At 69.2% G+C, this 25438-nt stretch carries 29 protein-coding genes; 7 read left to right on the top strand and 22 right to left on the bottom strand.

Translation table 11 applies throughout. From position 1 onward, the window contains the following. Nucleotides 1-4 precede the first annotated feature (4 nt). From FHS44_RS01290 to FHS44_RS01270, 5 genes are all read right to left on the bottom strand, one after another. Nucleotides 5-682: an NADH-quinone oxidoreductase subunit C gene (locus FHS44_RS01290; RefSeq protein ID WP_184711999.1), complete on the bottom strand. Its 678-nt coding sequence runs from the start codon at nucleotides 680-682 to the stop codon at nucleotides 5-7. A gap of 53 nt (nucleotides 683-735) precedes the next feature. Next, complete coding sequence (locus tag FHS44_RS01285) at nucleotides 736-1287, bottom strand: NuoB/complex I 20 kDa subunit family protein (RefSeq protein ID WP_184711998.1); 552 nt, start codon at nucleotides 1285-1287, stop codon at nucleotides 736-738. A 2-nt stretch (nucleotides 1288-1289) separates the two neighbouring features. Then, nucleotides 1290-1649, bottom strand: a complete 360-nt coding sequence (locus FHS44_RS01280; protein ID WP_184711997.1) for an NADH-quinone oxidoreductase subunit A — start codon at nucleotides 1647-1649, stop codon at nucleotides 1290-1292. A gap of 142 nt (nucleotides 1650-1791) precedes the next feature. Continuing rightward, nucleotides 1792-3069, bottom strand: coding sequence for a geranylgeranyl reductase family protein (locus FHS44_RS01275; protein WP_184711996.1), 1278 nt, complete (start codon nucleotides 3067-3069; stop codon nucleotides 1792-1794). A 146-nt stretch (nucleotides 3070-3215) separates the two neighbouring features. Beyond that, nucleotides 3216-3941 (bottom strand): demethylmenaquinone methyltransferase, encoded by a 726-nt coding sequence (locus tag FHS44_RS01270; protein ID WP_184711995.1) that lies wholly within the window; start codon nucleotides 3939-3941, stop codon nucleotides 3216-3218. Between the two features lie 366 nt (nucleotides 3942-4307). Between FHS44_RS01270 and FHS44_RS01265 the strand changes: the two genes are divergently transcribed. Next, complete coding sequence (locus FHS44_RS01265) at nucleotides 4308-5588, top strand: delta-60 repeat domain-containing protein (protein WP_246435041.1); 1281 nt, start codon at nucleotides 4308-4310, stop codon at nucleotides 5586-5588. On the opposite strand, the gene FHS44_RS01260 is transcribed toward FHS44_RS01265, so the two are convergent. Next, nucleotides 5589-5786, bottom strand: coding sequence for a DUF4229 domain-containing protein (locus tag FHS44_RS01260; RefSeq protein WP_184711993.1), 198 nt, complete (start codon nucleotides 5784-5786; stop codon nucleotides 5589-5591). A gap of 268 nt (nucleotides 5787-6054) precedes the next feature. Between FHS44_RS01260 and FHS44_RS01255 the strand changes: the two genes are divergently transcribed. Beyond that, nucleotides 6055-6294: a BldC family transcriptional regulator gene (locus tag FHS44_RS01255; protein ID WP_184711992.1), complete on the top strand. Its 240-nt coding sequence runs from the start codon at nucleotides 6055-6057 to the stop codon at nucleotides 6292-6294. 130 nt (nucleotides 6295-6424) lie between these two features. Here the strand turns inward: FHS44_RS01255 and FHS44_RS01250 are convergent, their stop codons facing one another. Continuing rightward, nucleotides 6425-6664 carry a hypothetical protein gene (locus FHS44_RS01250; protein WP_184711991.1) on the bottom strand — a complete coding sequence of 80 codons (240 nt, stop codon included), beginning with the start codon at nucleotides 6662-6664 and terminating at the stop codon, nucleotides 6425-6427. 10 nt (nucleotides 6665-6674) lie between these two features. Next, nucleotides 6675-7379 carry a hypothetical protein gene (locus FHS44_RS01245; RefSeq protein ID WP_312863495.1) on the bottom strand — a complete coding sequence of 235 codons (705 nt, stop codon included), beginning with the start codon at nucleotides 7377-7379 and terminating at the stop codon, nucleotides 6675-6677. A 243-nt stretch (nucleotides 7380-7622) separates the two neighbouring features. Between FHS44_RS01245 and FHS44_RS01240 the strand changes: the two genes are divergently transcribed. Further along, complete coding sequence (locus FHS44_RS01240; RefSeq protein WP_246435039.1) at nucleotides 7623-7925, top strand: PLDc N-terminal domain-containing protein; 303 nt, start codon at nucleotides 7623-7625, stop codon at nucleotides 7923-7925. A gap of 97 nt (nucleotides 7926-8022) precedes the next feature. Here FHS44_RS01240 and ccsB read toward each other — a convergent pair whose 3' ends face one another. The 7 genes from ccsB to FHS44_RS01205 form a co-directional block, all read right to left on the bottom strand. Further along, entirely contained in the window at nucleotides 8023-8988 is a 966-nt protein-coding gene (gene ccsB / locus FHS44_RS01235) for a c-type cytochrome biogenesis protein CcsB (RefSeq protein WP_184711988.1), read from the bottom strand. Further along, on the bottom strand, nucleotides 8978-10579 hold the full coding sequence (gene resB, locus FHS44_RS01230; protein WP_184711987.1) for a cytochrome c biogenesis protein ResB: 1602 nt from the start codon (nucleotides 10577-10579) through the stop codon (nucleotides 8978-8980). Before resB ends, ccsB begins: the two co-directional genes overlap by 11 nt. Beyond that, nucleotides 10579-11313 carry a cytochrome c biogenesis CcdA family protein gene (locus tag FHS44_RS01225; protein ID WP_184711986.1) on the bottom strand — a complete coding sequence of 245 codons (735 nt, stop codon included), beginning with the start codon at nucleotides 11311-11313 and terminating at the stop codon, nucleotides 10579-10581. The genes resB and FHS44_RS01225 overlap by 1 nt, the downstream gene beginning before the upstream one ends. Further along, nucleotides 11303-11884, bottom strand: a complete 582-nt coding sequence (locus tag FHS44_RS01220) for a TlpA family protein disulfide reductase (RefSeq protein WP_184711985.1) — start codon at nucleotides 11882-11884, stop codon at nucleotides 11303-11305. Before FHS44_RS01220 ends, FHS44_RS01225 begins: the two co-directional genes overlap by 11 nt. A 56-nt stretch (nucleotides 11885-11940) precedes the next feature. Then, nucleotides 11941-12579, bottom strand: coding sequence for a histidine phosphatase family protein (locus FHS44_RS01215; protein ID WP_184711984.1), 639 nt, complete (start codon nucleotides 12577-12579; stop codon nucleotides 11941-11943). 185 nt (nucleotides 12580-12764) lie between these two features. After that, nucleotides 12765-13709, bottom strand: a complete 945-nt coding sequence (locus FHS44_RS01210) for a LysR family transcriptional regulator (RefSeq protein WP_184711983.1) — start codon at nucleotides 13707-13709, stop codon at nucleotides 12765-12767. 158 nt (nucleotides 13710-13867) lie between these two features. Continuing rightward, complete coding sequence (locus tag FHS44_RS01205; protein ID WP_184711982.1) at nucleotides 13868-14173, bottom strand: hypothetical protein; 306 nt, start codon at nucleotides 14171-14173, stop codon at nucleotides 13868-13870. A gap of 379 nt (nucleotides 14174-14552) precedes the next feature. Between FHS44_RS01205 and FHS44_RS01200 the strand changes: the two genes are divergently transcribed. The 3 genes from FHS44_RS01200 to FHS44_RS01190 all read left to right on the top strand — a co-directional run bounded on the left by FHS44_RS01200 (nucleotide 14553) and on the right by FHS44_RS01190 (nucleotide 16717). Beyond that, complete coding sequence (locus FHS44_RS01200) at nucleotides 14553-15035, top strand: vitamin K epoxide reductase family protein (RefSeq protein ID WP_184711981.1); 483 nt, start codon at nucleotides 14553-14555, stop codon at nucleotides 15033-15035. A 30-nt stretch (nucleotides 15036-15065) separates the two neighbouring features. Then, nucleotides 15066-15845 (top strand): DsbA family protein, encoded by a 780-nt coding sequence (locus tag FHS44_RS01195; RefSeq protein ID WP_184711980.1) that lies wholly within the window; start codon nucleotides 15066-15068, stop codon nucleotides 15843-15845. Nucleotides 15846-16135: 290 nt separating this feature from the next. Further along, nucleotides 16136-16717: a Uma2 family endonuclease gene (locus FHS44_RS01190; protein ID WP_312863494.1), complete on the top strand. Its 582-nt coding sequence runs from the start codon at nucleotides 16136-16138 to the stop codon at nucleotides 16715-16717. Nucleotides 16718-16851: 134 nt separating this feature from the next. Here the strand turns inward: FHS44_RS01190 and hemL are convergent, their stop codons facing one another. From hemL to FHS44_RS01155, 7 genes are all read right to left on the bottom strand, one after another. Continuing rightward, entirely contained in the window at nucleotides 16852-18147 is a 1296-nt protein-coding gene (gene hemL / locus FHS44_RS01185; RefSeq protein ID WP_184711978.1) for a glutamate-1-semialdehyde 2,1-aminomutase, read from the bottom strand. 259 nt (nucleotides 18148-18406) lie between these two features. Then, on the bottom strand, nucleotides 18407-19045 hold the full coding sequence (locus tag FHS44_RS01180; RefSeq protein ID WP_184711977.1) for a bifunctional DNA primase/polymerase: 639 nt from the start codon (nucleotides 19043-19045) through the stop codon (nucleotides 18407-18409). Between the two features lie 202 nt (nucleotides 19046-19247). Then, nucleotides 19248-20234 carry a porphobilinogen synthase gene (hemB, locus tag FHS44_RS01175; protein WP_184711976.1) on the bottom strand — a complete coding sequence of 329 codons (987 nt, stop codon included), beginning with the start codon at nucleotides 20232-20234 and terminating at the stop codon, nucleotides 19248-19250. Nucleotides 20235-20380: 146 nt separating this feature from the next. After that, nucleotides 20381-21961, bottom strand: a complete 1581-nt coding sequence (locus FHS44_RS01170) for a bifunctional uroporphyrinogen-III C-methyltransferase/uroporphyrinogen-III synthase (RefSeq protein WP_184711975.1) — start codon at nucleotides 21959-21961, stop codon at nucleotides 20381-20383. Beyond that, a complete protein-coding gene (gene hemC, locus FHS44_RS01165; protein ID WP_184711974.1) occupies nucleotides 21958-22878 on the bottom strand; it encodes a hydroxymethylbilane synthase in 921 nt (306 codons plus the stop codon). Before hemC ends, FHS44_RS01170 begins: the two co-directional genes overlap by 4 nt. Next, nucleotides 22875-24197 carry a glutamyl-tRNA reductase gene (locus tag FHS44_RS01160; RefSeq protein ID WP_184711973.1) on the bottom strand — a complete coding sequence of 441 codons (1323 nt, stop codon included), beginning with the start codon at nucleotides 24195-24197 and terminating at the stop codon, nucleotides 22875-22877. The genes hemC and FHS44_RS01160 overlap by 4 nt, the downstream gene beginning before the upstream one ends. A 70-nt stretch (nucleotides 24198-24267) precedes the next feature. Then, complete coding sequence (locus FHS44_RS01155; protein WP_184711972.1) at nucleotides 24268-24975, bottom strand: redox-sensing transcriptional repressor Rex; 708 nt, start codon at nucleotides 24973-24975, stop codon at nucleotides 24268-24270. A gap of 214 nt (nucleotides 24976-25189) precedes the next feature. Here FHS44_RS01155 and FHS44_RS01150 point away from each other — a divergent pair, with 214 nt between their 5' ends. Then, on the top strand, nucleotides 25190-25438 hold the full coding sequence (locus FHS44_RS01150) for a glutaredoxin family protein (RefSeq protein ID WP_184711971.1): 249 nt from the start codon (nucleotides 25190-25192) through the stop codon (nucleotides 25436-25438).

The raw sequence follows: 25438 nt of genomic DNA, 5'->3' as shown, positions 1-25438 counted from the left end.
GCACTCACGAGTACGACCTCCTCTGGTCGGGCGCGGGGATCTCGGCGCCGCGGTACTCGACCGGGATACCGCCGAGCGGGTAGTCCTTGCGCTGGGGGTGCCCGTCCCAGTCGTCCGGCATCATGATGCGCGTCAGCGCCGGGTGGCCGTCGAAGACGATCCCGAAGAAGTCCCAGGTCTCACGCTCGTGCCAGTCGTGCGTCGGGTAGACAGAGACCGTGGAGGGAATGTGCGGGTCGGCGTCGGGGCACGAGACCTCAAGCCGCAGGCGCTTGTTGTGGGTGATCGAGCACAGGTGGATCACCGCGTGCAGCTCCTCCCCCTCAAGGTGGGGATAGTGCACGCCGGAGACACCGAGCGACAGCTCGAACCGCAGCGCCGGGTCGTCGCGCAGGGTCCTGGCGACCTCGACCAGGCGCTCCCGCCTGACGTGGAAGGTCAGCTCGCCGCGATCGACGACGACACGCTCGACCGCGTCGGCCAGCTCGGCGCCGAGCGCGCGCTCAAGCTCGTCGGCGACGGTGTCGAAGTAGCCGCCGTAGGGGCGGGGGGTCGAAAGCTCGGGCTTGCGCCGTACGACCAGGCGACCGTAGCCGGAGGTGTCACCGGTCCCCGTGGCGCCGAACATGCCCGTCCGGGCGATCGGCTCCTCGGGAACCCCGGGGAGGTTGTCACTGCTCATGTCGGTCCCTCACCGCTCCTCGTCCGTCGCGCGGGGCCGGCCGTCGCGGCACCTCATTTGGCGCTCCCTTGGTCGATCAGGGGCAGCGCCCGCAGCGCCTGCAGTTCGAGCTCGTCGATCTGCTTGGCGCGATGCGCGCCGAACTTCGTGTTCTGGATCTTGTCGTGCAGCTTCACGATCGCGTCGATGAGCATCTCGGGCCTCGGCGGGCAGCCGGGCAGGTAGATGTCGACGGGGACGACGTGGTCCACGCCCTGCACGATGGCGTAGTTGTTGAACATGCCGCCGCTCGACGCGCACACGCCCATGGCGATGACCCACTTGGGCTCGGCCATCTGGTCGTAGATCTGGCGCAGCACCGGCGCCATCTTCTGCGACAGCCTGCCCGCGACGATCATCAGGTCGGCCTGGCGCGGAGACGCCGAAGCGCGCTCCATACCGAAGCGCGCCAGGTCGTGCTTGGGACCGCCGGTCGACATCAGCTCGATGGCGCAGCAGGCGAGACCGAAGGTCGCCGGCCAGACGGAGTTCTTCCTCGCCCAGCCCGCGACCTGCTCGACCGTGCTGAGCATGAACCCGCTCGGAAGTTTCTCTTCAAGACCCATGTCTAGTCCCAGTCCAAACCCTTGCGGCGCCACACGTAGGTGTAGGCCACGAGCACGGTGACGATGAACAGCACCATCTCGATCAGTCCGAAGATCCCGAGCTGGTCGAAGGCGACCGCCCACGGGTAGAGGAAGATGATCTCGATGTCGAACACGATGAACAGCATCGCGGTGATCATGTACTTCAGCGGGAAGCGACCACCACCGACCGGCTGGGGGGTCGGCTCGATCCCGCATTCGTAGGCGTCGAGTTTCGCGCGGTTCCAGCGCCTGGGACCGGTGAAGGGCGCGATCGTCACCGAGAAGATCGCGAATCCCGCCGCGAGAACGGCGAGCACCAGGATGGGTGCGTACAACTCCATCGCTACGCCTCCTCTCCCATCTCCACGCGCGCCGGCGCGCAGCTCATCAGGTCGTTTCCTTGTGCGGCTTGTGCAGGTCGTTGTGCAAGTCTAGGCAGGGCGATCATCGCTCTTGCTTCCACGTTCTTGACGTTTGCTGAGGTCATGCCGATGGCGCGACCTTCGACAGAGCGTTGATGATGCGGTCGGACGCATCGCCTCGTCGGTCGGTGAGGTTACCAAGGAGTTTGAGTGCGAAGCGCATCAGGCGAGGATGCGGCAGCGCGTGCCGGGTGGCGAAGTCCATCACCCCTCGGTGCCCGATCAGCTCGACGAAGCCCCTGCCCAGCGTGAAGTAGCCTCCGTAGGCGTCCTTCAAGGTCTGCGGATAGGCCCGCAGCACGCGCTCACGCTGTGCCGGGGTCGTACGGCCGAGCGCCTGGACGATGGTCTCGGCGGCCACGTGACCGCTCTCCATCGCGTAGGCGATTCCCTCGCCGTTGAACGGGTTGATCATGCCACCCGCGTCGCCGACCAGCACCAGACCCCGGGTGTAGTGGGGCTGGCGGTTGAAGGCCATCGGCAGCGCCGCCCCCCTGATCGGGGAGGTCATGTTCTCCTCGCTGAAACCCCACTCCTCGGGCATGCCCTTGACCCAGCGCCTGAGCAGGTCGCGGTAGTCCATGCCCTTGAAGGCCTCGGTGGTGTTCAGCAGGCCGAGGCCCACGTTCGAGGTGCCGTCGCCGACGCCGAAGACCCAGCCGTAGCCGGGCAGCAGCGTCTCGCCGTCCCACAGCTCCAGCCAGACCTCAAGGTAGTCGTCGTCGTGACGCGGACTGGTGAAGTAGGTCCGCACGGCCACGCCCATCGGGCGGTCCTCGCGCTTGTGCAGCCCCATCGCCAGTGAGATGCGGGTGGAGTTGCCGTCGGCGGCGACCACGAGGCGGGATCGGTAGGTGACCTCCTCGTCGTCCTTCTTGGCGACCACGCCGACCACGTGACCGCTGCGGTCGTCGAGGATCGGGCCGGTGACGTTGACGCCCTGCAGCAGGCGGACCCCGCCACGCACCGCGTTGTCCGCGAGGATCTCGTCGAAGTCCTGGCGGGTGCGGACCAGCCCGAAGTCCGGGTAGCTGGCCAGTTCGGGCCAGTCGAGCTCGAAACGCCTGCCACCGCCGACCACGCGCAGGCCCTTGTTCCTGACCCAACCGGGGGCGTCGATGTCAATGCCCATCGCGATGAGCTGCTTGACAGCTCTGGGCGTCAGCCCGTCACCGCAGACCTTCTCGCGGGGAAAGGTGGTTTTCTCGAGCAACAGGACGTCAAGCCCGGCCTGTGCGAGATGGAAAGCGGTTGTCGAACCGGCGGGCCCGGCGCCGACGACGATGACGTCGGCGTCAGCCTCAGCGACTTTCCGCTGTACGGCGGCTGGCACGGTCACGGGACCTGTCCTGTCCTACACGCTTTGAGGGCCTCGGAGTGGGGCCTTTCGTTCCTTTGTGAAGACCTTCACAAACTTGTCGCGCCGAAGTCTAACCCCTTTGCGGCAAGAAGTGTCAGGCGGGTACGGCTATCGCCTGTCAATGTTCACGCGGGCTTATATGCACGGTGAAGGGCCACGATGCCCAGAGCGAGATTACGCCAGGCGACCCGCTCCCAGCCCGCGCCCTGGATGATCTTCGCCAGCGCCGCCTGGTCCGGCCAGTCCCTGATCGACTCGGCCAGATACTCGTAGGAGTCGTCGTTCGAGCCGAACAGCTTGGCGGCCTGCGGCATGAACCGCATGAGGTACTGCGAGTAGACCAGGTCGAACGCGGGCAGCGTGGGGTGGGAGAACTCCAGGATCACCAGGCGCCCGCCCGGCTTGGCCACCCGCAGCATCTCGCGCAGCGCCTGCCCGGTGTCCTGCACGTTGCGCAGCGCCGTCGAGATCGTCACCGCGTCGAACACCTCGTCGGCGAACGGCAGCCGCAACGCGTCACCCGCGATGAAACTGACCCCGCGAACCCCACCGCCGTGGATGCCGGAACCGCCGCGCCGCCGTACCCCGGTGCCCAGCATGCCCAGCGAGAAGTCGGAGGCGATGGCCCGCGCCCCGAGGGTGGTGAAGGTGTCGGTCGAGGTGCCGGTGCCCGCGCCCAGGTCGAGGACCAGCTCGCCGGGGCCCGCGTCGACCGCGGCCGCGGCCGCCTTGCGCCACAGCCTGACCTGGCCAAGGGAGATAACGTCATTGACCAGGTCGTACCGCCGGGCCGTGCGATCGAACATCGCGGCGACCTCATGCGGCTGCTTGTCCAGCGAAGCGCGCGTCATGAGCACAAGAGTAATTCTCTTTGCGCCCTGCCTCTTTGCGGCGCCTGGCGGCGCCGCGGGCTTGGGCGCCTCAAGTCGGTGACTTCCCTCGTCGCTCCTCCGCTTCGCTCCGTCGCTCCTCAGTCCAGCTCACCGACGCGCCCAAGCCGACACTCCTCGCGCACGGCACCGGTACCCCGAACACCCTCACGCACGGCGCCAGGAGAGCCGAGCCGTACCCCCACGCACGGCACCAGTACCCCAAAACCCCTCAGCCCCAGGCATCGGTGAGGTCGTGGGATCTACGTAAAGCGACGGTTCGATCACTGTGGGTCTGCTAGGAATTACCGAATGTTTACCAGGAGCGCCTTGGCGCTGGTCGCAGCAATGGTTCTTCTGCCGCCCTGGGCGGCCTCGCCCGCGCAGGCGGGCACCGTACGGCATACGCGGGTCGTCTCCGCGGACCCGGTGGACACCACCCCCCACGTGCTCAACGGGATCGTCAACGCCATCGCGCTCGTCGGCAGGACCGTGGTGGTCGGCGGGTCCTTCAGCAGGGTGAGCGACGCCCGGGGCACGACCACCTTGGAGCGGTCCAATATCTTCGCCTACGACCTGGTCACGGGGCGTGTTCTGCCGGGCTTCGCGCCGGAGCTGGACGGGCAGGTCAGGGCGCTCGTGGACGGGCCTGACGGCACCGTGTACGCCGGGGGCGAGTTCACCGAGATGGCGGCCGGGGCCAGGGCCGCAGGGCTGCCCGCGGTGGGTCCCGCGGCCTCGGGGGCCGAGACCAACGGCCTGGTCAGACTGCGTCTGTCCGACGGGACGCCGGTGCCGGGCTTCGGCGCCCAGGCGTACGGGGGCGGGGTCACCGCGCTTGCCAGGTCCGGCTCACAGCTCTACGTCGGCGGCGACTTCACCAGGATCAGCGGGGTCGGCCGTACGGCACTGGCCAGGCTCGACGCCGTGAGCGGGGTGATCGACGCGGGCTTCGCCGTACGGCCTGGGGATCCGAGGGGGCGCAGGACGAAGGTCGCCGCGCTGGCGCTGAGCGGGGACCGGCTGGCGGTCATCGGCGACTTCACCACGCTGGACGGCCTGTCCAGGCCGCAGCTCGGTCTCGTCGACGTCGGTTCCCGCCCGGCGAAGGTCGCCGGTTGGCGGACCTCGACCTACGCTGCCAGGTGCAAGGCCGTCTTCCCCTCCTACGTGCGCGGGGTGGACTTCGCGCCGGACGGCTCCTACTTCGCGGTCGTCACGACCGGGGGTCCCGCCGATCCGAACAAGCCGTGTGACAGCGCGGCGCGGTTCGAGACACGTCCCCGGGGTTCGCTGGAGAACATCCGGCCCACCTGGATGAACCTCACCGGGGGCGACTCGCTCTACGCGGTCGCCGCGACGGGCGCGGCCGTGTACGTCGGCGGGCACCAGCGCTGGCTGGACAACCCGCTCGGCCGTGACTCGGCGGGCCCTGGAGCGGTCCCACGGCCGGGAATCTCGGCGATCGACCCGCGCACGGGCAAGGCCCTGTCCTGGAACCCCACGAGAGACCGGGGAATCGGCGTCAAGGCTTTCCTCGCCCATCACGGAGGGTTACTGGTTGGTAGTGACACAACGCGGCTTGGTCACGAGTACCATGCCCGAGTCGGCATGTTCCCGTTGCCGTGATCACTCCTGATTCTTAGTGAATCGCTCACTCACCGCGTCGCGCTGCTTCGACAGCAGGACGTAGCTGGCCACCCCACTGACCAGGAATGCGGCGACCAGCAGGATGAAGGGCTGGCGAAGGCCAAGGAGATAGAGCACACCGATGCTCCCTAGCAGGAGTCCCAGCCGGGAGACGGTGTAAACGAAGACGGGATGCACAGCGTTGAGGTTACGTCACCCCGTGCTCGGCCTGCTCAGGGACGGGTGGGGTGGCGGAAGTGGGTGCTTCGCACTGCGCGCGAGCGCTGCTAGTGTGCACAACAGATCAGTTTCGTAAAGAAACACCCACGAGACTCTCAAAGAGGCTCTATCATATAACAATCGGGCAGTCAGTCGATAACAACCCGTGATCTTTGTTGAAAAGCACGGATAAATCAGACTTCGCTCGGCACACTGGTTACCTGTCCGCCCGCTGGCAGGAAGCGGGATGCGAGGGGGAGAGATTGTGGAGAGTAGCAGCGAGCGTCTGCTGACGCCTGGAGAGGTTGCCGCCCTCTTCCGGGTGGACCCAAAGACGGTTACACGCTGGGCCGCGGCAGGCCGCATCAGCAGCATCCGTACCCCCGGAGGGCATCGGCGGTTCCGCGAGTCGGAAGTGCACGCCCTTCTGCGCGGGGAAGACGTCTTGACGGCCGAAAGGCCGGCAGGCGACGCACCGCGTGTCTGACGACTTATGACGTCACACCATCGGTGGTCCTACGGGGCCCCCACCGGAAAGCCGCAGGGTCACCGATGGAGTCGTACGGCTCGCACCCCCCGAGCCGCAGCCCCGCCCACCCGGGGCGCCCCCAGGGACGTCAACCGTCCTGTTCGGCCTTGAAGGCCAGGAACTCACGTTCCAGATCGTCGTTCTCCTCAAGCCAGCGCCGTCTGCGCTCGGCGAGCTCCTCCTCGGTGAGCGCCTCGGTGAGCCACCGGTCGTAGTCCGGGTCACCCGGCAGCAGCTCCACGTACGCGTTGCCGATCAGGCGCCCGTCGTCGCTGGACAGGGTCTGCGGCACGCGCAGCGTTCCGTCAGCGAGCCGGATGACGTACATCCCAGATCACCTAGATTCCGTAACGCCGGTTGAAGAACAACATGACATCGAGCGCCAGCCTCGTGTTACCGCCGAGCATGTCCACCAGGGCGGGACGCTGCCGCGAGACGATCGCGGCGAAGGCGTCGGCGAAGAACTCCTTGCGCCCCAGATCTCCCGGCTGAAGGTGGAACCCGGAGGCCAGCATAGGGACGCACCTGTCGTAGAGGGCCGCGAACTCCGGAGAGTCGGAGACCCAGCCACCGTAGGGCGCGTCCACGTCGTCGAGCGCGTGCCCGACCTCGTGCATCATCACGTCCGGGGTCGGTGACGGCCTGTCCCCCACGACGATCTTGCTGTCGCCGTACGCCCCCGCGCAGATGTCCCAGGTGGCCCGGCCGGAGGGCAGCGGCGCGCCACGCAGATAGCCCATGTCGTCGAGGTCGGGCACCCCGCCCGCGCCGACGTAGATGCCGTCGAGCCCCTCGGCGAGCTTCGCCTTCAGCAGCTCGGGCAGCCTGGCCAGGCTCTCGACGGCGCGTACGGCGTCGGCCGACGGCGGTCCCTGGCGGGCGTCCCACTGGCGGTGCAGGATGCGTTCGAGCCGTCCGCAGTGCAGCAGGCCGTCGCCCGTCCTGGGCGCGTCCGGTGGGTTCGGCATGGCTCTCGGCCGGTCGTCGTCGAGCTCGAAGTCCCGCCAGGTGTACTGCGGGCGATCGACAACCGGCGCCGTCACGGCCACCCGCCGCTCGGGCGCTACCGGTGCGTCACGGACCGTCCGGCCAGTGACACTCTCCGTGCGCTGCGGCAGGCTCCGCTGCCACCAGCGCCGTCGATGACGGCCTTTGTCCGCCGAATTCGCCATCACACGCCCCAGGAGGAAGTGGCAACAGGCTCCACCGTACGGTGTGGACCTTCGCCAGTCACCTGGATCGGGGCCACGACCGCACCCTGGCGCCGAATGGCTTACAGTTCGGGCATGCCCCTGCTTGTCGGTCTGGCGATTCTCGCCTTCTGGCTCTACTGCCTGTTCGACGCGATAACCACGCCGGACGAGGAGACCAGGAACCTGCCCAAGCTCCTATGGGTGATCATCGTTCTGCTGCTGCCCGTCGCGGGTGGCGTGTTCTGGCTCCTGCTCGGTAGGCCGAGCGCCTCCGGGGTCACGGGCACCCTCCCGCCGGACGACGACAGGCCCGTGCGCCGCGAGGTCCCCCGAGGTCCCGACGACGACCCCGACTTCCTCAAGGACCTGGAGCGGCGCCTGCGCGACGAGGAGTGAGCGGCGCCCGGTGACCCCGGCCCCCGGCACCGCGCATGCGAAAGCCCGTCAGGAGGTACGGCACGGCCGCCCCCCTGACGGGTGGGAAGAACCGGTCTCAGCCGGGAACCTCGGCGTAGGAGTGCAGGCCACCGAGGAAGATGTTCACCCCGACCAGGTTGAACATCAGGCAGGCGAAGGCGATGAGCTGCACGATCATCGCGGCCTTGCCCTTGAACCCCGCCGTCGCGCGGGCGTGCAGATAAGCCGCGTACGCGATCCAGGTGATGAACGCCCAGATCTCCTTGGGGTCCCAGCCCCAGTAACGGCCCCAGGCCTTGTCCGCCCAGAGGGCGCCCGCGATGACGGCGAACGTCCAGATCGGGAAGCCGACCACGATGGCCCGGTGCGCGACCCGCTCCAGGTCCTGCCGGGACGGCAGCCGGACCGCGCTGTCCTTCCTGACCAGGAAGAGGATGCCGGACACGCCCGCCATGATGAACAGGCCACTGGCGATGATCGCCGCCGACACGTGGATGGCGACCCAGTAGGAGTTCAGCGCGGGCACCACGGGTCCGGCCTGCACATACAGGTACCGTACGGAGAAACCGAGCCCCAGGGCGGCGGCGACCGTGACGAAGGCCCCCAGGAACAGGTTGCGGTAGCGCAGGTGCATGAACAGGAACGCGCTCACCGCCGCGAAGCACATCGCGACCACGAACTCGTACATGTTGCCCCACGGCCACCGGCCGATGGCCCAGCCCCTGGTCAGGATGGCCACCAGGTGGGCGGTCCAGCCGAGCCAGGTCAGCCCGAGCGCGACCGGGGCGGCCCGCAGCGCCCAAGCGGGCGGCGCCTTCTCCTCGGGCGTCCCCTCCCGGGGAGCCGAGGGGGCGTCCACCGTCTCTCCTCCGGCCGTGACCAGCGCGGGTTCACCGGCCGCCCTGGCCTTCGCGGTGCTCCTGACCCGGCCGAAGCCGAGGTCGAGGGCGTAGCCGATCATCGCGACGATGTAGAGCAGCACGGTCGCCAAGGTGAGCTGGTCGCTCAGCGTGGCGAGGCCGACGTCGACCTCAACGGGCATCGTTGTTCACTCCTGGATTCAAATCGGCGACGATCCCGGCGAACTCCTCGCTGAAATCGCTGCCTTCGGTGCGCGTGAGACCGCCGATCTCGACGTGTCCACGGTCCTTTCCCTGCTGTTCGCCGACCCGCACCCACACCCTGCGGCGCCGGACGGTCAGCGAGAGCACCAGGCCGACCACCGCGAGCACGGAGGCGACGAGCGCGGGCATCCGGCCCGGGTCGTGGGTGATCTGGAGGGCGATCCACTCCTTGACCCCGGTGAACTCGATCGACCCGGCGCCGTTGGGCAGGTCGAGCTTCTTGCCGACGGCCAGCGGGTCGGCCTTCATGACCAGCGGGCGCATCTTCTTCAGGCTCGTCGGGTCCAGCTCGTAGACCGACTGCGGCCTGCCGTTCTTCAGCCCGAGGTCCCCGGCGAACGCGCCGTACACCTGGGCGGTCGGGTTGGCCGCGCCCGGGAAGACCGAGACCCACTCCCCGTTCATCGGCACCGTGGTCGGCAGGAAGCCGACCAGGAGACCGAGCTGCTCGGGCTGGGCGTCGGGGACCTTGATGACGCACTCGGAGGTGAACGTCGCGGGCTGGACCACCAGGCACGGCACCGGGCCGTCGAAGGCGACCTGTCCCTTGCCGTCGGTGATCCTGAAGGTCGGGGCGTAACCGTGGTCGATGAGGTAGGTCAGCGTGCCGTCGACGTCCAGCGGGTCGTTGACCTTCAGCGTGTAGTCGCGCTGCGGGCCGCCGGGGACGTCGGTGACCTTGAGCTTGGCCAGGAAGTCGAGTGGCTGGCCACGCCGTTCACCCTGGGCGATGTAGGAGGCCTGGAAGTCCTCGACGGTGAAGGAGAACGGTTCGAGCGACTCGGCGTTGACCTGCTGGCCGGGCATGTAGCGGTCGTAGGCGGCGACCGTGTTGGCGAAGCCCTCCCCCTCGACGACCAGCACGTTGCCGCGGTAGCCGTACAGGGCGCCGGCGCCGACCGCGACCAGCAGGCCGAGCAGGGCGATGTGGAAGAGCAGGTTGCCCGTCTCGCGCAGGTATCCCTTCTCTGCCGCGACCCAGCCGGGGCCCGTGGTCACCCGGAAGCGCATCCCGCGCAGCCGCTTGGCGGCCTCCTCGACGGTCAGGTCGCCGTCGAAGGAGGCGTTCTGCGGCAGCCGCGACAGGTTGCGCGGCGGCGCCGGGGGCTTCCTGCGCAGCTCGCGCAGGTGGGTCGCGGCGCGCGGGAGCACGCAACCGACCAGGGACAGGAACAGCAGCAGGTAGATCGCGGCGAACCACGGCGCCTTGAACACGTCGAACAGCCACAGCCGGTCGAGCCACTCGGCCAGGGCGGGGTTGTCGGTGAAGTACTGCGAGACCTTGGCGTCGGAGACGCCGCGCTGCGGCCAGATCGACCCGGGGACCGAGCCGAGGGCGAACAGGAACAGCAGGATCAGGGCCGTGCGCATCGAGGTGAGCGTGCGCCAGAACCACCGCGCCCAGGCGAGCACGCCGAAGGACGCGGGCCGTACGGCCTGCTCGTCCCCGCCCGGCTCACTCCGCTCAGCCGTACGGCCCGGCGTGGCCTGCTTGACTTCCTCCACCATCAGATCACCGGCTCGAATCCGCCGATCCACCCCTGCATGATCGCGACGAGCTCTCCCCAGAGTCCCGTGACGAGCAGCAGGCCGACGGTGACCAGCATGGCCCCGCCGATCCGGGTGATCAGCTGCGAATGGCGGCGAACCGCCTTGAACGTGTGCAGTGCCCTACGGTATGCCAGTCCGGCCACCAGGAAGGGCAGTCCGAGACCGAGAGCATAGGCGAAGGCGAGCAGCGCTCCCCTGCCCGCGCTGCCCTCGGTGAGGCCGAGGGTGAGTACGGCGCCGAGGGTGGGGCCGATGCACGGGGTCCAGCCGAGGCCGAAGACCACGCCGAGCAGCGGCGCCCCGGCCAGCCCGGCGGCCGGGACCCGGTGGATGCGCAGGTCACGCTGGAGGCCGGGAATCACCCCCATGAACGCCAGGCCGAGCACGATCGTCAGCGCGCCGAGCACCCGCGTGATGACCGCGGTGTTGGTGATCAGCGCCTCGCCGAGGCTGCCGAAGATCGCTCCGCCCGCCACGAAGACCACCGCGAAGCCAAGGACGAACAGCCCGGTGCCCGCGACCATCCGGCCGCGGCGCGGGTCGCCGCTCATCCCCGTCACGTACGACAGGTAGCCGGGCACCAGCGGCAGCACGCACGGCGACAGGAAGGAGACCAGACCCGCGGCGACCGCGATCGGCAACGCCAGCAGCAGTGATCCACTCGCGACCGTCGCGGTCAGGTCAGCGTTCATCGCCGACCTTGGTCACCACGCTGAGCAGGTCGTTGTACTTGACGGCGCCGAGGGCGCGGGCCGCGATCCGGCCCTGACGGTCGATGACCAGCGTCGAGGGGATCGCGGCGGGAGGCACGGTGCCGTGGAAGGCCAGCGCGATCCGGCCCGGCTGGTCGAAGATGCTGGGGTAGCCGCTCTGCTGGCTGCGTTCGAAGGCCAGGGCCTCGGCCTTGCGGTCCTTGAAGTCGATGCCGAGGAACTCCACGCCCGCCGCCTTGGTCTTGGCGGCGATGTCCTTGAGCACCGGCGCCTCGGCACGGCAGGGCGCGCACCAGGCGGCCCAGAAGTTCAGCACGACGACCTTGCCCTTGTGCGCGCCGAGGGAGGCGGTCGCACCGTCGAGGGTCTCGCCCTCGACGGCGGGCGCGGGCTTACGGTCGGCGGCCTCGAACACCACGATCTTGCCGTCTCCCGGGATGAACCGGGTGTCCCCGCTCTGCGGCTGGGATCCCTGGTTACCGGCGCATCCGGCCACTGTGACGAGTGACACGGCCACGAGCAGCACGGCGGCGAAGGGTTTTGCGCGCATCAGGGGCTGAGTCTTCCTGTACTACAACCGGTAGAGCAGTCACTCTACCGGCGCGGTCAGGCGCCCGGTACGGCAGGGCGCCTGACGAGCGCGCCCGCGGGTTCGCTGTATCCGACGCTGACCAACCGGTTCCCCTCGAAGGAGAAACTCGTGAGGCTGGCCAACGCGCACTGCCTGCGCCTGGGGTCGTGCGGCAGCCGCCTGCCCTCGGCCGCGAGCCGGATGATCCAGATCGGCAACTGGTGGCTGACCAGCACCGCCTCGTGCCCGCGCGCCGCGTCTCTGGCGGTGTCGATCACGCTCTTCATCCGCCGCACGACGTCGGTGTAGCGCTCCCCCCAGGAGGGACGCAGCGGGTTCCACAGGTGGCGGTAGTGACGCGGGCTGCGGAAGACCCCGTTGCCCCCGGCGACCGAGAAGCCCTCGAAGATGTTCTCCGCCTCGATGAGGCGCTCGTCCAGGGTGGGCTCAAGGCCGAAGGACGAGGCGATCGGGGCCACGGTCTCCTGCGCCCGCTCAAGAGGAGAGGAGAACAGGGCCGTGATGTCGCGTCCCGCGACGGACTTGGCGACCATCTCGGCCATCTGCTTTCCCGTCTCCGACAGGTGGTAGCCGGGCAGCCTGCCGTACAGGATGTTCGCGGGATTGTGCACCTCACCGTGGCGCAGGAGGTGAACGACGGTCGTCTCAGCCATGGTGCCGCCAGCCTACCGACAGGTATGGATGAATAGGGCGCATAGATGGACCAGTGTGGCCGTGCCACACGGGCGACGCCAGCGTCGGAGGGGGTCGACTTCCGGGTTTCGCGGCGTTTTCCGGTGTTCCGTGCAGGATCTCACCGTTCCACGGCCCATCCGTGGCCGATCCCGGCCCGCGTGCGTCATCCCTCGACGGGCTCCCTGACCGGCTCGGCCGTACCCGCGGGCTGGTGGGGCTCGGCGGCGATCCGCAGCGCCTCGACGGCGGCCCTGATCGCCGGGCGGCGGGCCGCGTCGGTACGCCAGAGCGCGTAGATCTTCCTGATGGGACGCGGCCTGAGCGGGACGATCCGCACCCCGGCGGGCACGAAGTCACGGCCGAGACGCGGGATGATCGCGCAGCCCTGACCGGCCGCGACGAGGGCGAGGTGGGTTGGATACTCGTCGGCCATGCAGGCGATGTCGGGTTCGAGCTCGGCGGAACGCAGCGTGTAGACGAGCCAGTCGTGGCAGATCGTGCCGGGCGAGGAGCTGATCCACCGCTCGCCGGACAGTTCGGACAGCTCGATCTCCTGCCGGTCGGCCAGCGGGTGGCAGGAGGGCAGGATCGCGTCGGCCACGTCGTCGAAGAGCATCGCCCTGGACAGTCCCTCGGGGACGGCAAGCGGCCGGTTCATCCAGTCCTGGACGACAGCGAGGTCCAGCTCGCCCCTGCTCACCTCGCGGAGCTGGCGTTCCGGCTCGCGCTCGTGCAGTTGGAGCCTGAGGTCGGGGTGGCGCCGTTGCAGGTGGGCCAGGGCGGCGGGCAGCAGCCCCCGGGCCGCCGTCGGGAACGCTCCGATGCTCAACCTGCCGACGACGGCTCCCCGCAGCGCCTCGAAGTCGGCCTCCGCGGTCTCGACCAGCGCGAGGATGCGCTCGGCGTGGTCGGCGAGCAGCCCGGCCGCGTCGGTCAGCCGGACCCCGCGCCCGTTGCGTTCGAGCAGCGTCGCCCCGGTCTCGCGTTCGAGCTTGGCGAGCTGCTGCGACACGGCGGACGGGGTCACCATGAGGGCGTCGGCCGCCGCGCCGACCGATCCGTACACGGCCACGGCATGCAGGGCCTTGAGGCGGTTGAGATCCAACATGTAGTAACTCTAAACGCCCATAGTCCAGAAAGCTCCCTTTACTAAAGAAAAGGCACAAACAGGGACGAAAGTCACCGAATCCATCACGTCTTCGTCCCGCCCGGCCCATCGCCTTCGCCCGCGCACCTTTCGAGCCACGGGGCACGGCTGTGGGGACCTCAGGCCTTCACGCTGACCTGTCCACTTCCCTTGCAGGGACGGCAGGTGATCTCGACCTGGGTCACCACCGTCCCGCCCGCGGCGGTCCTGGTCTCGCGGGTCTCGTAGTAGTGGCCGTTTCCTCCGCAGTTGCCACAGGGGCGCGTCGCTCCCATCGGCTTCTCCTTCACGTGGGCCGCGGCCTCGGCGACGTCCTCGAACGCCGCCTTGATCCGCTCCGCCTGCTCCCCCGTCAGGAAAGGCAACACCACCTTGCCGCCCGCGGCGGTGGGGATGCCCAGCACATACGTTCCTCGTTCGGTCACGGGCTTTTCCAATCGGGGGACGATGATCGGTCCGGAGGACGACTGTCTACCACGGATCGCCGATGATCATCGTAGGTCGCCCATGGCACCACGTCGGCACACGCGCGGCCCTCATCCGCTGTTGGAACGGCCTCACAACCGACTCCCTCAGGCTACCCGTCCGCCCTCCCCGGCCCATGTCGGCCCCAGGAAAGCAACGGCCAATCCTTTCGAGGGACTTTGTCCCCTATTTCAGGAAAGCGGCCCCGGCTATCGTCGCTCAGACCTGACCCACAAAAAGGCAGTACCAAGCCCCTTACCACCCTCTTACGCCCTTTGTTCTAGCATCGCCACGCCTCTCCCCCACGGCGCAAGAGCGGGGCCGTACGAAGGAAACCCCATGGCCACAGACGTCCACCCGCGCTCCGGCCGAGCACCGGAGCAGCCGCGTTGGCTCCTTGTCACGACCCTCCTGCTGAGCGTCGTGGGCCTGGCGATCTCGGCCTACCTGACCCTCGCCCACTACGACACCGCGATCCGTCTCGTGTGCGCGGAGAACTCCACGATCGACTGCGCCTCCGTGACGTCGAGCAGCTACTCCGAACTGATGGGCATTCCGGTCCCCATGCTCGGCCTGCTGTTCTTCGCCGCGATCACGGCGCTGACCACCCCGTGGGCCTGGCGTTCCGCCTCCCCCCTCATCCGCTGGGTACGGCTCGGCAGCGTGATCGTCGGGGTGCTCTTCGTGGTCTACCTGGTGAGCGCGGAACTGCTCGTTCTCGGCAAGATCTGCCTGTGGTGCACGGCCGTACACGTGATAACCGTGGCGCTTTTCGGATGTGTCGTGGCTGACGAATACCGACGGGTGGGCCAGACGGCCTGACCGCCGTGGCGATATCGATGAGGAGTCGTGATGAGCAAGAGTGCCCGGCAGAAGTCGGCCAGGGAGCGCATCGCCGAGGAACGCAAACTTCAGGCCGCCCGTGAAAGGCAGCGGAAACTGCTGCTGGGCGTTCTGGGCGGTATAGCCGCCGCGGCGGTCGTCGTGGTCACGGTCGTCGTCGTGCAGAACAACGCCGGTCAGAGCGACCAGAAGGCCGTCGCCTACACCGGCCCGCTGGCCCCGACCACCCGCCAGGCGGACGGCTCGATCCTCATGGCCAAGGAGGGCGTCACCGCCCCCACCCTGGAGATCTTCGAGGACTTCCAGTGCCCCTTCTGCAAGAAGCTTGAGGACAGCGCGGGCGACGCGATCTACAAGGCCGCCGCGGACGGCAGGGCCAAGGTGATCTTCCGGCCGTTCCAGCTCTTCAAGGCACCCAACCACCCCGAACCCGTGCCCTCGGTCTCCCGGCGCGGAGCCAACGCGGCCCTGTGCACCCCGCCCGACAAGTGGGCCTCGTACGCCAAGACGCTGTACGCCAACCAGCCCGTCGAGGGCCAGAACGGCTTCGAGAACAAGGACCTGCTCAACTGGGCCCGTGACCTCGGCTTCTACGACGCCGGGTTCGAGAAGTGCGTCGTCGGCATGGGGATGGCGGGCGACGTGGACAAGGCCACCGAATACGCCCAGAAACAACAGGTCAACAGCACCCCGACCCTCCGCCTCAACGGCAAGGACCTCACCGCGGAACAGGTCAACGAACTTCTCTCTGACCCTGCTTCTCTTGATCAGATTCTTACAGCGCCATAGTGCGCCGCTGCCCTGCCTCTTTGCGGCGCCTAACGGCGCCGCGGGCTTGGGCGCCGTCGGTCTCTTCCCTCGTCGTTCCTCCGCTGCGCTCCGTCACTCCTCAGTCCAGAAACCGACGGCGCCCAAGCCAAACTCCTCACGCACGGCACCGGTACCCCAAAACCCGAACTTGGGGCTTGGCGCGTCCGCATCGTGTTTATGGCTTCGGGGCGGGGAGGCGGGAGACAATGAGCGGAAGGCAACGGAGATGATCTGGAATGGGTACACCGGGTGACGAGGATGACGTTACGGTGAACACCGTGAGTAGCGCGCTCGAATACTGGCCGTCACCGCCCCCCTGGGGGTGGAAGGCCGACGACCTCGACCACCTTCCGGCAGAGGGACCGAACGGCGAGCCCGACTTCTTCAAGCACGTCGAACTCATCGATGGAGCCCTCGTCTTCATGTCCCCCCAGAAGCGTTTCCACCAGCGCATGATCCGTCGCCTCACTGCGGCGCTCGACGAACAGGCTCCGGAGTCCCTCTCAGCGGTGGACCAGATGGACGTCAAGCTCGGGCATCGGACACGTCCCTGTCCCGACATCGTCGTCATCGACACCGTCGCGGCCGACGACGACGAGCGGACGTTCTACACCCCCGACGAAGTGCGTCTCGTCGTCGAGATCGTCTCTCCCGAGTCAGAGGACCGCGACCGCAAGACCAAGCCGTTCCGGTACGCCGAGGCGGGCATCAGGCACTTCTGGCGGGTGGAGAACAACGACGGCAAAGCCGTCGTCTACGTCTACGAACTCGACCCCGCCACCGGCGCCTACGGCCTCACCGGCATCCACCACGGCCACCTGACCGTCCCGGTCCCCTTCCCCATCGACTAGCCGCGCCCCTTTGCGCCACCTTCGGCAGCGCGGGCTTGGGCGCCTCAGGTCGGCTCCTTCCCTCGTCGCTCCTCCGCTTCGCTCCCTCGCTCCTCAGTCCAGTCGCCGACGCGCCCAAGCCGGGTTCTTCATGGTCAGAAAGCTTGGGCGGCGGCTTTGGCGGCTGTGGGGAGGGCTTCCGCTACCTGGGAGAGGGCCTCGTCGTCGTGGGCCGAGGAGAGGAACCACGCCTCGTAGGCCGAAGGGGGCAGGTAGACGCCCTGGTCGAGCATGCCGTGGAAGAACGCCCGGTAGGCGGCGGTGTTCTGGCTCTGCGCCCCGGCGAAGTCGGCGACCCGGTCCTCGGTGAAGAAGATGGAGAACAGGCTGCCCGCGCGCTGCAGGCGGTGCGGCACCCCGGCCGCCGCCAGAGCGTCGGAGGCGGCGCGGCCGATGATCAGGGCGGCGGCGTCGACCCGGTCGTAGACCTCCTCGTCGCAGGCGAGCAGCGTGGCCAGGCCCGCCGCGCAGGCCAGCGGGTTCCCCGACAGGGTGCCCGCCTGGTAGACCGGCCCCTCGGGGGCGAGGTTGGCCATCACGTCGGCACGTCCTCCGAAGGCCGCGGCGGGCAGGCCACCGCCCATGACCTTGCCGAAGGTCATCAGGTCGGCCTCGACCGGGTCGTGGCCGTACCACCCGGCCTCGGTGACCCGGAAGCCGGTGAGCACCTCGTCGAGGATCAGCAGGGCTCCGTGGGCGGTGCACAGCTCACGCAGTTTGGCGTTGAAGCCGTCCAGCGGAGGAACGACGCCCATGTTGGCCGGGCACGCCTCGGTGATCACACACGCGATCTCGTCGCCGAACTCCCGGAATGCCTCGGTCACGGCCTCGACCGAGTTGTAGGGCAGCACGACCGTGTCGGCGGCCGACGCTCCGGTGACGCCGGGGGTGTCGGGCAGCCCGAAGGTCACCAGTCCCGACCCGGCGGAGGCGAGCAGCGCGTCCACGTGGCCGTGGTAGCACCCGGCGAACTTGACGATCTTCGCCCGGCCGGTGAACCCCCGTGCCAGCCGTACGGCGGACATCGTGGCCTCGGTGCCCGAGCTGACGAGCCGGACCTTCTCCACCGGGGCGACACGGGAGACGATCTCCTCGGCGAGCGCGACCTCGCCGGGCGTGGCCGTACCGAACGAGGTTCCGGCGGCGAGCGCGTCCTGCAGGGCCTCGACCACGGCCGGGTGCCGGTGCCCGAGGATCATCGGCCCCCAGGAGCAGACCAGATCGACGTAGCGGTTGCCGTCCACGTCCGTGATGTACGGCCCCTGCCCCGAGGCCATGAACCGGGGCGTCCCACCGACGGCACCGAAGGCGCGGACGGGAGAGTTCACCCCTCCAGGGACGATCTCGCGGGCACGGGCGAACAGGTCCTCGGACTTCTCAGTAAGGCTCACGCCCCCAGCGTAACGACGCAAACCCCACCCCCGGCCTCAGGGCCACCCCGGAAAACCCTCGTGGAAGGGCCCATCGAAACCTGGCTCCGCGCCCCGGCGCCGTGCGTGAGGAGTTGGGGGTACCGGTGCCGTGAGTGAAGAGTGTCGGCTTGGGCGCGTCGGCGACTGGACTGAGGAGCGAGGGAGCGAAGCGGACGAGTGACGAGGGAAGGAGCCGACCCGAAGCGCCCAAGCCCGCGACGCCGCCAGGCGTCGCAAATCAGCAGGTATCAGCCAGTTGCTCCAGCACCAGCAGAGGATCAGGAAGCGGTCGACCATCCGGAGGGCGGAGCCAGGTGGCGGGTTTGCCTGTTGCCAGCAGGGAGGGTGGGGCCAGGACGTAGCTGTCGCGGCAGTGCCAGCGCAGGCCCGGCATCTCCTCGATCGTCGAGGGCCCGTAGTCCAGGGGGCAGGACCACCACTCGTCCTCGTCCTCGGAGGTGTTGCGGGTGGCCACATAGAACAGGACCCGGTCACCGTTGGCGGCGACCGGGCCCTGGGCGGTTCCGGCGGAGTCCATGTTCGCGAAGGCGGCCAGGCCGGAGGCGAGTGGCACGTCGAAGACGTCGAAGACCCGGCCCGTGGGGAGGATCACGTTCGCCTCCGGGTCCCGTTGCCACCAGTGGCTCAGCAGGGCGGGGTCGGTGGTCGCCTGCATCTGCCAGGCGCGGGAGAGCGGGTGGGCACCGGCGTCGGGGCAGCCGATGCGGTCGCACGAGCAGGCGCGGGAACCGCTGTTCAGCGGCCGCGCCCCGGGACAGCTCGGCCAGCCGAGGGCGGCGTACTCCAGCACGGAGGCGACCGTCTGTTTCGGATGAGCGCGTCGTTTGCCGCGACGAGTCAGCGGTACCCCCACCATCGTGTCCTCCGTCGTCCGCGCGTCCCGCATGTCCTCGGATGCGATGACATGCCCGCGTTCGGTCGATCAGCACAAGAAGTCAGACAGCCAGGGTCTACACCACCTGGGACACATCCGCACCGGTCCTCGCACTCTAACGCACAGACCCCATCCGCAAGCGACAAACCCCCGGTTCTCACCACGTGCCTGTCGTCACACCAGGTCAGCCCAGCTTTCTGGCCACCTCGGTCGCCCAGTAGGTGAGGATCATGTCGGCCCCCGCCCTGCGGATCGCGACCAGGGACTCCATGATGGCGCGGTCCCGGTCGATCCAGCCGTTCGCCGCGGCGGCCTCGATCATGGAGTACTCGCCGCTGACCTGGTAGGCGGCCACCGGGACGTCGACCAGGTCGCGCACCTGGCGCAGGATGTCGAGGTAGGCGAGGGCGGGCTTGACCATCACGGCGTCGGCCCCCTCCTCCAGGTCGAGACGCACCTCGCGCAGCGCCTCCCCGACCGGGCCAGCCCCGTCCTGCTGGTAGGCGTTGCGGTCGCCAAACTGCGGCGCGCACTCGGCGGCCTCCCTGAAGGGGCCGTAGAACGCCGAGGCGTACTTGACCGAGTAGGCCAGGATCGGGATCTGCTCGAAGCCGTCGGCGTCCAGGGCGGCGCGGATCGCGGCGACCTGGCCGTCCATCATGCCGCTTGGCGCGATGACCTGGGACCCGGCCCTGGCCTGGGCGACCGCGGCGGCGGCGTAACGCTCAAGGGTGACGTCGTTGTCGACCTCCCCGTCCGGGGTCAGGACGCCGCAGTGGCCGTGGTCGGTGAACTCGTCCAGGCAGGTGTCGGTCATCACGACCAGCGCGTCACCGACCTCGGCGACCAGGTCGGCGACCGCGCGCTGGACGATGCCCTCGGGGTCGTCGGCGGCCGAGCCCCTGGCGTCCTTCACCTCGGGCACGCCGAACAGGATCAGGCCGCCGACCCCCGCCTGCGCCGCCTCGTTGGCGGCCTTGAGCAGGGAGTCACGGGTGTGCTGCAGGACACCGGGCATGGAGGTCACCGGGCTTGGCTCGTCGATGCCTTCCTTGACGAACACCGGCAGCACCAGCTCGGACGGGTGCAGGCGGGTTCCCGCGACCATCCGGCGCATCGCCGCCGTACGGCGGAGCCTGCGTGGGCGCGCGACAGGGAACTGGGCGGTCATGGTCTCTCCCCCTCCCCCCGGCAACGGCACACGGCACCGCAAGGAGGTGAGAGGAGCCGGGGGACGTGTTCGGTTGGTCAACGTCTTCCCGGGTGCCGACGCGCCGACCTCCTGCCGCGTGGCACCCGTGCCTGCCGTTCTTCAGGTTACTTGGCGCGGCGCCTGGCCCCCCGCCTCGTCTGGGAGGGCCTGCGGGGGACGTCCCCCGCGGCGACGGCCGCCTGCCGCTGCTTGGCGCCGTACTCGGCCAGTGCCGAGGCGAGGGCGGAGGCGGAGGGCTTGTCGGCCATGACGTCCACCCTGAGCCCGAACTCCTCGGCGGTCCTCGCGGTCTGCGGGCCGATCACGGCGATGACCGTGACGTTGTGCGGCTTGCCCGCGATGCCCACAAGGTTGCGCACGGTGCTCGACGAGGTGAACATCACCGCGTCGAAGCCACCGCTCTTGATCGCCTCCCGGGTCGGCGCGGGCGGCGGCGCCGCCCTGACCGTCCGGTAGGCGGTCACGTCGTCGCACTCCCAGCCCAGCTCGGTCAGCCCGGCCACGAGGGTCTCCGTGGCGATGTCCGCGCGCGGCAGCAGGACCCGGTTGATCGGGTCGAGCATCGAGTCGTACGGTGGCCACTCCGCGACGAGTCCCTCAGACGACTGCTCGCCCGAGGGCATCAGGTCGGGCTTGACCCCGAAGCTCACCAGGGCCCGCGCGGTGGCCTCGCCGACGGCGGCGACCTTGAGCCCGGCGAAGGCCCTGGCGTCGAGGCCGTACTCCTCGAACTTCTCCCGCACGGCCTTGACCGCGTTGGCGCTGGTGAAGGCCACCCACTCGTAGCGGCCCGTGACCAGGCCCTTGATCGCCCGGTCCATCTGCTGCGGCGTGCGGGGCGGCTCGACGGAGATCGTGGGGACCTCCTCCGGCACCGCGCCGTAGGAGCGGAGCTGCTCGACGAGCCCGGCCGACTGCTCCTTGGTCCTGGGCACGAGCACCCGCCAGCCGAACAGCGGCTTGGTCTCGAACCACGACAGGCGCTCCCGCATGCCGACCGCCTCGCCGACCACGATCAGCGCGGGCTCGGCCATCCCGGCGTGCTTGAGGTCGGGCGCGATCCTGCCGAGCGTCGTCACCACGGTGTACTGCTCGGTGGTCGTGCCCGAACCGCTGATCGCGACCTGCGTCGAGTCGGGGCGGCCCGCGGCGATGAGTGCCTTGCCGATCGCGGCGGCCTGGGAGAGGCCGTTGTAGATCACCAGGGTGCCCGCGCCGGCCGCGTGCGCCGACCAGTCCTCGACCTGGGTGGCGTCCACGACCCGGAACTCGGGCACGGAGACCGCGGCGGGAATGCCCGCGTAGGTGAGGACCGCGGTCGCCGCTGGCACGCCGGGGACGATCTCGAAGTCCACCTCGGCCTTGGCGCAGGCCGCGACCTCCTCGGTGATCGAGGAGAAGAACATCGGGTCGCCAGCGCACAGGCGCACGACGTCGCGGCCCGCCTTGGCCGCGGTGACGGCTCGCAGTGAGACGGCCTCCTCGTTCGCGGTGTCGACGACCTCGACGTTCTCCCGGCAGTGGCGCAGCAGCGTGCCGTACGGCTCCCGATCGAGCACGACGACGTCGGCCTTCGAGAGCAGGTCGGCGCCGCGAAGCGTGAGCAGGCCCTCGTCACCCGGTCCTGCGCCCACGAAGGCGACGAACCCGGCGGAGCGCTCGAAGGTGGTACTTCCGGAGCTCAATGTGCTCGCTCCCCTATCAACGTGCCTGCCCCTTCGGCGATCATCTCGGCCGCGAGGTCGCGACCGAGATCCATGGGCGCCGAAGAGGTCCCGGCGGCGGACTTGCGTACCGCTCGGCTGCCGTCCACGGCGACGACAGCGGCGGTAAGGAACAGTTCGTGCCCGCGCTCCGCGGAGTAGGCGCCGACCGGGGCCGCGCACCCCGCCTCAAGAGCGGCGAGCACCGCGCGCTCCGCGGTGACCGCGGCGCGGGTTGCGGCGTCGTCGAGCACGCTCAGGAACTCGACGAGGTCGGGACGGTCGGCGCGGCACTCGACGGCCAGCGCGCCCTGCCCGGGGGCCGGGAGCATCTCCTCGACCTCGAAGACCTGGGCGATCTCCGCCTCGCGCTTGAGACGCCCGAGCCCCGCGGCGGCCAGGACGATGCCCTGCAGCTCGCCCGAGGTGACCTTGCCGATGCGGGTCTCCGCGTTGCCGCGGATCGCGACGTACTCCAGGTCGGGGCGGAGGATCCGCAGCTGGGAGACCCGGCGCGGGGAGCCGGTGCCGATCTTGGAGCCCGGCGGCAGATCGGCCAGCTTGGCGGGACCGACCAGGGCGTCCCTGGGGTCGTCGCGGGGCGGGATGGCGGCGATGACGATGCGCGGGTCCGGCGTGGTCGGCAGGTCCTTCAGCGAGTGGACCGCGAAGTCGATCTCACCCTCGATGAGCTTGTCGCGCAGCGCGCTGACGAAGACGCCGGTCCCGCCGAGCTGGGTGAGGTTGGCCTTGGTCACGTCACCGAAGGTGGTGACGCCGACCAGTTCGACGGCGCGGCCGGTCAGCTCGGTGAGGCGGGCGGCGACCAGGCCCGACTGGGTCGTCGCCATCAGACTGCGCCGCGTCCCCATCCTCAGCGGAGGAACCGTGTCGCTCATCTGCCCACCTCCTTCTTGCTCGTCTCCGTTTCCACCGATTCGACCCGTCTCACCGCGTCGGGCACCTTCGGGTCAAGATTGAACAGCTCGCGCAGTGCCTCCGCATAATGATCGCCTGCCGGAGACTCGGCGAGCTGTTTGACACGCACGGTGGGCTCGTGGAGCAGCTTGTCGACCACGCGCCTGACCGTCTGCGCGACCTCGTCGCGGACCCGCCCGTCGAGGCTGGGCACCCGGGAGGCGAGCCGTCCCAGCTCGGCCTCGACCACGTCGGCGGCCTTGCTGCGCAGCGCGACCACGGTCGGGGTGACCCGCGCGGCGCGCTCGGCCGACAGGTAGGCCGCGACCTCCTGGGCGACGATCTCGCGGACGGCGACGACCGCCTCGGCCCGTCCGCCGTCGTCGGTCTCGGCGTCGATGTCGCCGTCCTGCATCGACTCCAGGTCCACGAGGGTGACGCCGGGCAGGCGCCGTACCGCCGGATCGACGTCGTGGGGCAGCGCGAGGTCCAGCACGAACATCTGCCTGGCGGGGACCATGTCGGCGGTGACGACCACGTCGGTGGCGCCGGTGCACGAGATCACCAGGTCGGCCTCGGCCAGCTCGGCGGCCAGGTCGTCGAACCTGGCGGCCCTGCCGCCGACCGTCTGCGCCAGCCGTACGGCGCGCTCGTGGGTGCGGTTGACGATCACGATGTCGGTGACGCCGGAGCGCTGGAGGGTCGCGGCGGACAGGGCGCTCATCGAGCCCGCGCCGACGACCAGGGCGCGCCTGCCCTGGATGGGGCCGAGGGTGCGCTCGGCGAGGGTGAGGCCGACGCCGACGAGGGAGGCGCCCGCCCTGTCGATACCGGTCTCGGTGTGGGAGCGCTTGCCGACCCGCAGGGTCTGCTGGACCAGCTCGTTGAGCGTGGAGCCGACGGTGCCCTGCTCCTGGGCGAGCTTGAGCGCCGAGCGGATCTGGCCGAGGATCTGCCCCTCGCCCAGGACCATCGAGTCGAGCCCGGAGCCGACGGAGAACAGGTGCTCGACCGCCCGGTCCTCGTAGTGGACGTACAGGTGGCCGATCAGCCGCTCCATGGCGACGCCGGAGTGCACGGCGAGCAGCTCGGAGATCGCGTTGACGGCCGCGTGGAAGCGGTCGACGACGACGTAGACCTCGACCCGGTTGCAGGTCGAGACGACCATGGCCTCGGCGACCCGGGCGTCCTGCTGCACGTCGTGCAGCAGCTTGACCAGGGCGTCACCGGAGACGGAGACCTGTTCGAGCAGGGCGACGGGGGCGGTCCTGTGACTCAGACCGACGACGAGGACGCTCATCGGGCCTCCCCGGGTCGTGGCGAACCCGTGGTCCCCCGACGGGAGACGTCGTGCCTTCGGGCTCTGTCGTTCACAAGTCCACCGCCTCGGGCCACTCCTCGGCCATCGCGGGCCCCCCAGTCATCCGATCCGTCTTACGTTGTTCGTGGAACGCGAGGATCTGCAGTTCAATGGATAGGTCGACTTTACGGATATCGACGCCTTCGGGTACAGCGAGTACGACCGGAGCGAAGTTCAGAATGCTGGTCACACCTGCGGCGATGACCCTGTCGGCCAGTTGCTGCGCGGCCGCGCCGGGAGTCGCGAGCACCACGATCGACACGGCCCGCCGCCTGATGACGGCCTCCAACTCGTCGACGTGCTCCACGGTCAGGCCCGCGATGTGGTCACCCACCACCTCCGGGTCGGCGTCCAGGAGCGCGGCGACCCTGAACCCCCTGGAGACGAACCCTCCGTAGTTGGCGAGCGCGCGCCCGAGGTTGCCCACCCCGACGATCGCGACCGCCCAGTCCTGGGTCAGACCCAGTTCACGGGAGATCTGGTAGATGAGGTACTCGACGTCGTAGCCTACCCCGCGGGTGCCGTAGGAACCCAGGTGTGACAGGTCCTTGCGGAGCTTGGCCGAGTTGACTCCCGCGGCGACGGCCAGGTCCTCCGAGCTCACGGTCGCAAGGCCCCGCTCGGCCATGCCGTTGAGCGCTCGCAGATAGAGCGGCAACCGGGCGACGGTCGCCTCGGGGATGCCACGTTCACGAGCTTGGGAAAGACGGCGAATCACGTGCCGGAGCTCCAGGGGGACAGGCGGCCGGCGCGGCCCGGACGCGACGGATGACGAGGTGAGGCCACTGTCTTTCAGGTTAGTCCCTTTGTGAACCGGTGCACAAAGTGGGTCTTCCCAGTGTCGGTCACGGCGGCGGGAGACGAGAACTCCCAGGTTGCTCTCCTGTCCCCCACGTGCCGGGACCGGCCTCGCCCTGGGCTAGCGTGACGGCATGGCACCGCAGGACCACCGCATCACGCTGTACGGCAAGCCCGGCTGTCACCTGTGCGACGACGCGCGGGCGGTGATAGGCCGCGTGGCGGCGGAGCTGGGCGTTCCCTGGGAGGAGCGTGACATCACGCTCTCCGAGGAGGACCAGGCGAAGTACTGGGAGATGATCCCGGTCACCCTGATCGACGGCGTCCAGCACGACTTCTGGCGGGTCGACGAGGGTCGTCTGCGCGCCGCGCTGGCCCGCTGA

Source organism: Streptosporangium saharense, from assembly GCF_014203715.1.
GTDB classification, from domain to species: Bacteria; Actinomycetota; Actinomycetes; order Streptosporangiales; family Streptosporangiaceae; genus Streptosporangium; species Streptosporangium saharense.
Note: the sequence above shows the minus strand (reverse complement) of the source record. Positions and strands in the feature narration are given on the sequence as shown.

Coding starts and splice junctions, on each gene's coding strand:
- FHS44_RS01200 (WP_184711981.1), top strand. CDS start 14,553: ATGGCCACAGACGTCCACCCGCGCTCCGGCCGAGCACCGGAGCAGCCG.
- FHS44_RS01195 (WP_184711980.1), top strand. CDS start 15,066: ATGAGCAAGAGTGCCCGGCAGAAGTCGGCCAGGGAGCGCATCGCCGAG.
- FHS44_RS01220 (WP_184711985.1), bottom strand. CDS start 11,884: ATGCGCGCAAAACCCTTCGCCGCCGTGCTGCTCGTGGCCGTGTCACTC.
- FHS44_RS01265 (WP_246435041.1), top strand. CDS start 4,308: ATGGTTCTTCTGCCGCCCTGGGCGGCCTCGCCCGCGCAGGCGGGCACC.
- FHS44_RS01210 (WP_184711983.1), bottom strand. CDS start 13,709: ATGTTGGATCTCAACCGCCTCAAGGCCCTGCATGCCGTGGCCGTGTAC.
- hemC (WP_184711974.1), bottom strand. CDS start 22,878: ATGAGCGACACGGTTCCTCCGCTGAGGATGGGGACGCGGCGCAGTCTG.
- FHS44_RS01255 (WP_184711992.1), top strand. CDS start 6,055: ATGCGAGGGGGAGAGATTGTGGAGAGTAGCAGCGAGCGTCTGCTGACG.
- FHS44_RS01225 (WP_184711986.1), bottom strand. CDS start 11,313: ATGAACGCTGACCTGACCGCGACGGTCGCGAGTGGATCACTGCTGCTG.
- ccsB (WP_184711988.1), bottom strand. CDS start 8,988: ATGCCCGTTGAGGTCGACGTCGGCCTCGCCACGCTGAGCGACCAGCTC.
- FHS44_RS01240 (WP_246435039.1), top strand. CDS start 7,623: ATGCCCCTGCTTGTCGGTCTGGCGATTCTCGCCTTCTGGCTCTACTGC.
- FHS44_RS01270 (WP_184711995.1), bottom strand. CDS start 3,941: ATGACGCGCGCTTCGCTGGACAAGCAGCCGCATGAGGTCGCCGCGATG.
- FHS44_RS01180 (WP_184711977.1), bottom strand. CDS start 19,045: ATGGTGGGGGTACCGCTGACTCGTCGCGGCAAACGACGCGCTCATCCG.
- FHS44_RS01280 (WP_184711997.1), bottom strand. CDS start 1,649: ATGGAGTTGTACGCACCCATCCTGGTGCTCGCCGTTCTCGCGGCGGGA.
- FHS44_RS01290 (WP_184711999.1), bottom strand. CDS start 682: ATGAGCAGTGACAACCTCCCCGGGGTTCCCGAGGAGCCGATCGCCCGG.
- FHS44_RS01150 (WP_184711971.1), top strand. CDS start 25,190: ATGGCACCGCAGGACCACCGCATCACGCTGTACGGCAAGCCCGGCTGT.
- FHS44_RS01285 (WP_184711998.1), bottom strand. CDS start 1,287: ATGGGTCTTGAAGAGAAACTTCCGAGCGGGTTCATGCTCAGCACGGTC.
- hemB (WP_184711976.1), bottom strand. CDS start 20,234: ATGACCGCCCAGTTCCCTGTCGCGCGCCCACGCAGGCTCCGCCGTACG.
- FHS44_RS01250 (WP_184711991.1), bottom strand. CDS start 6,664: ATGTACGTCATCCGGCTCGCTGACGGAACGCTGCGCGTGCCGCAGACC.
- FHS44_RS01160 (WP_184711973.1), bottom strand. CDS start 24,197: ATGAGCGTCCTCGTCGTCGGTCTGAGTCACAGGACCGCCCCCGTCGCC.
- resB (WP_184711987.1), bottom strand. CDS start 10,579: ATGGTGGAGGAAGTCAAGCAGGCCACGCCGGGCCGTACGGCTGAGCGG.
- FHS44_RS01215 (WP_184711984.1), bottom strand. CDS start 12,579: ATGGCTGAGACGACCGTCGTTCACCTCCTGCGCCACGGTGAGGTGCAC.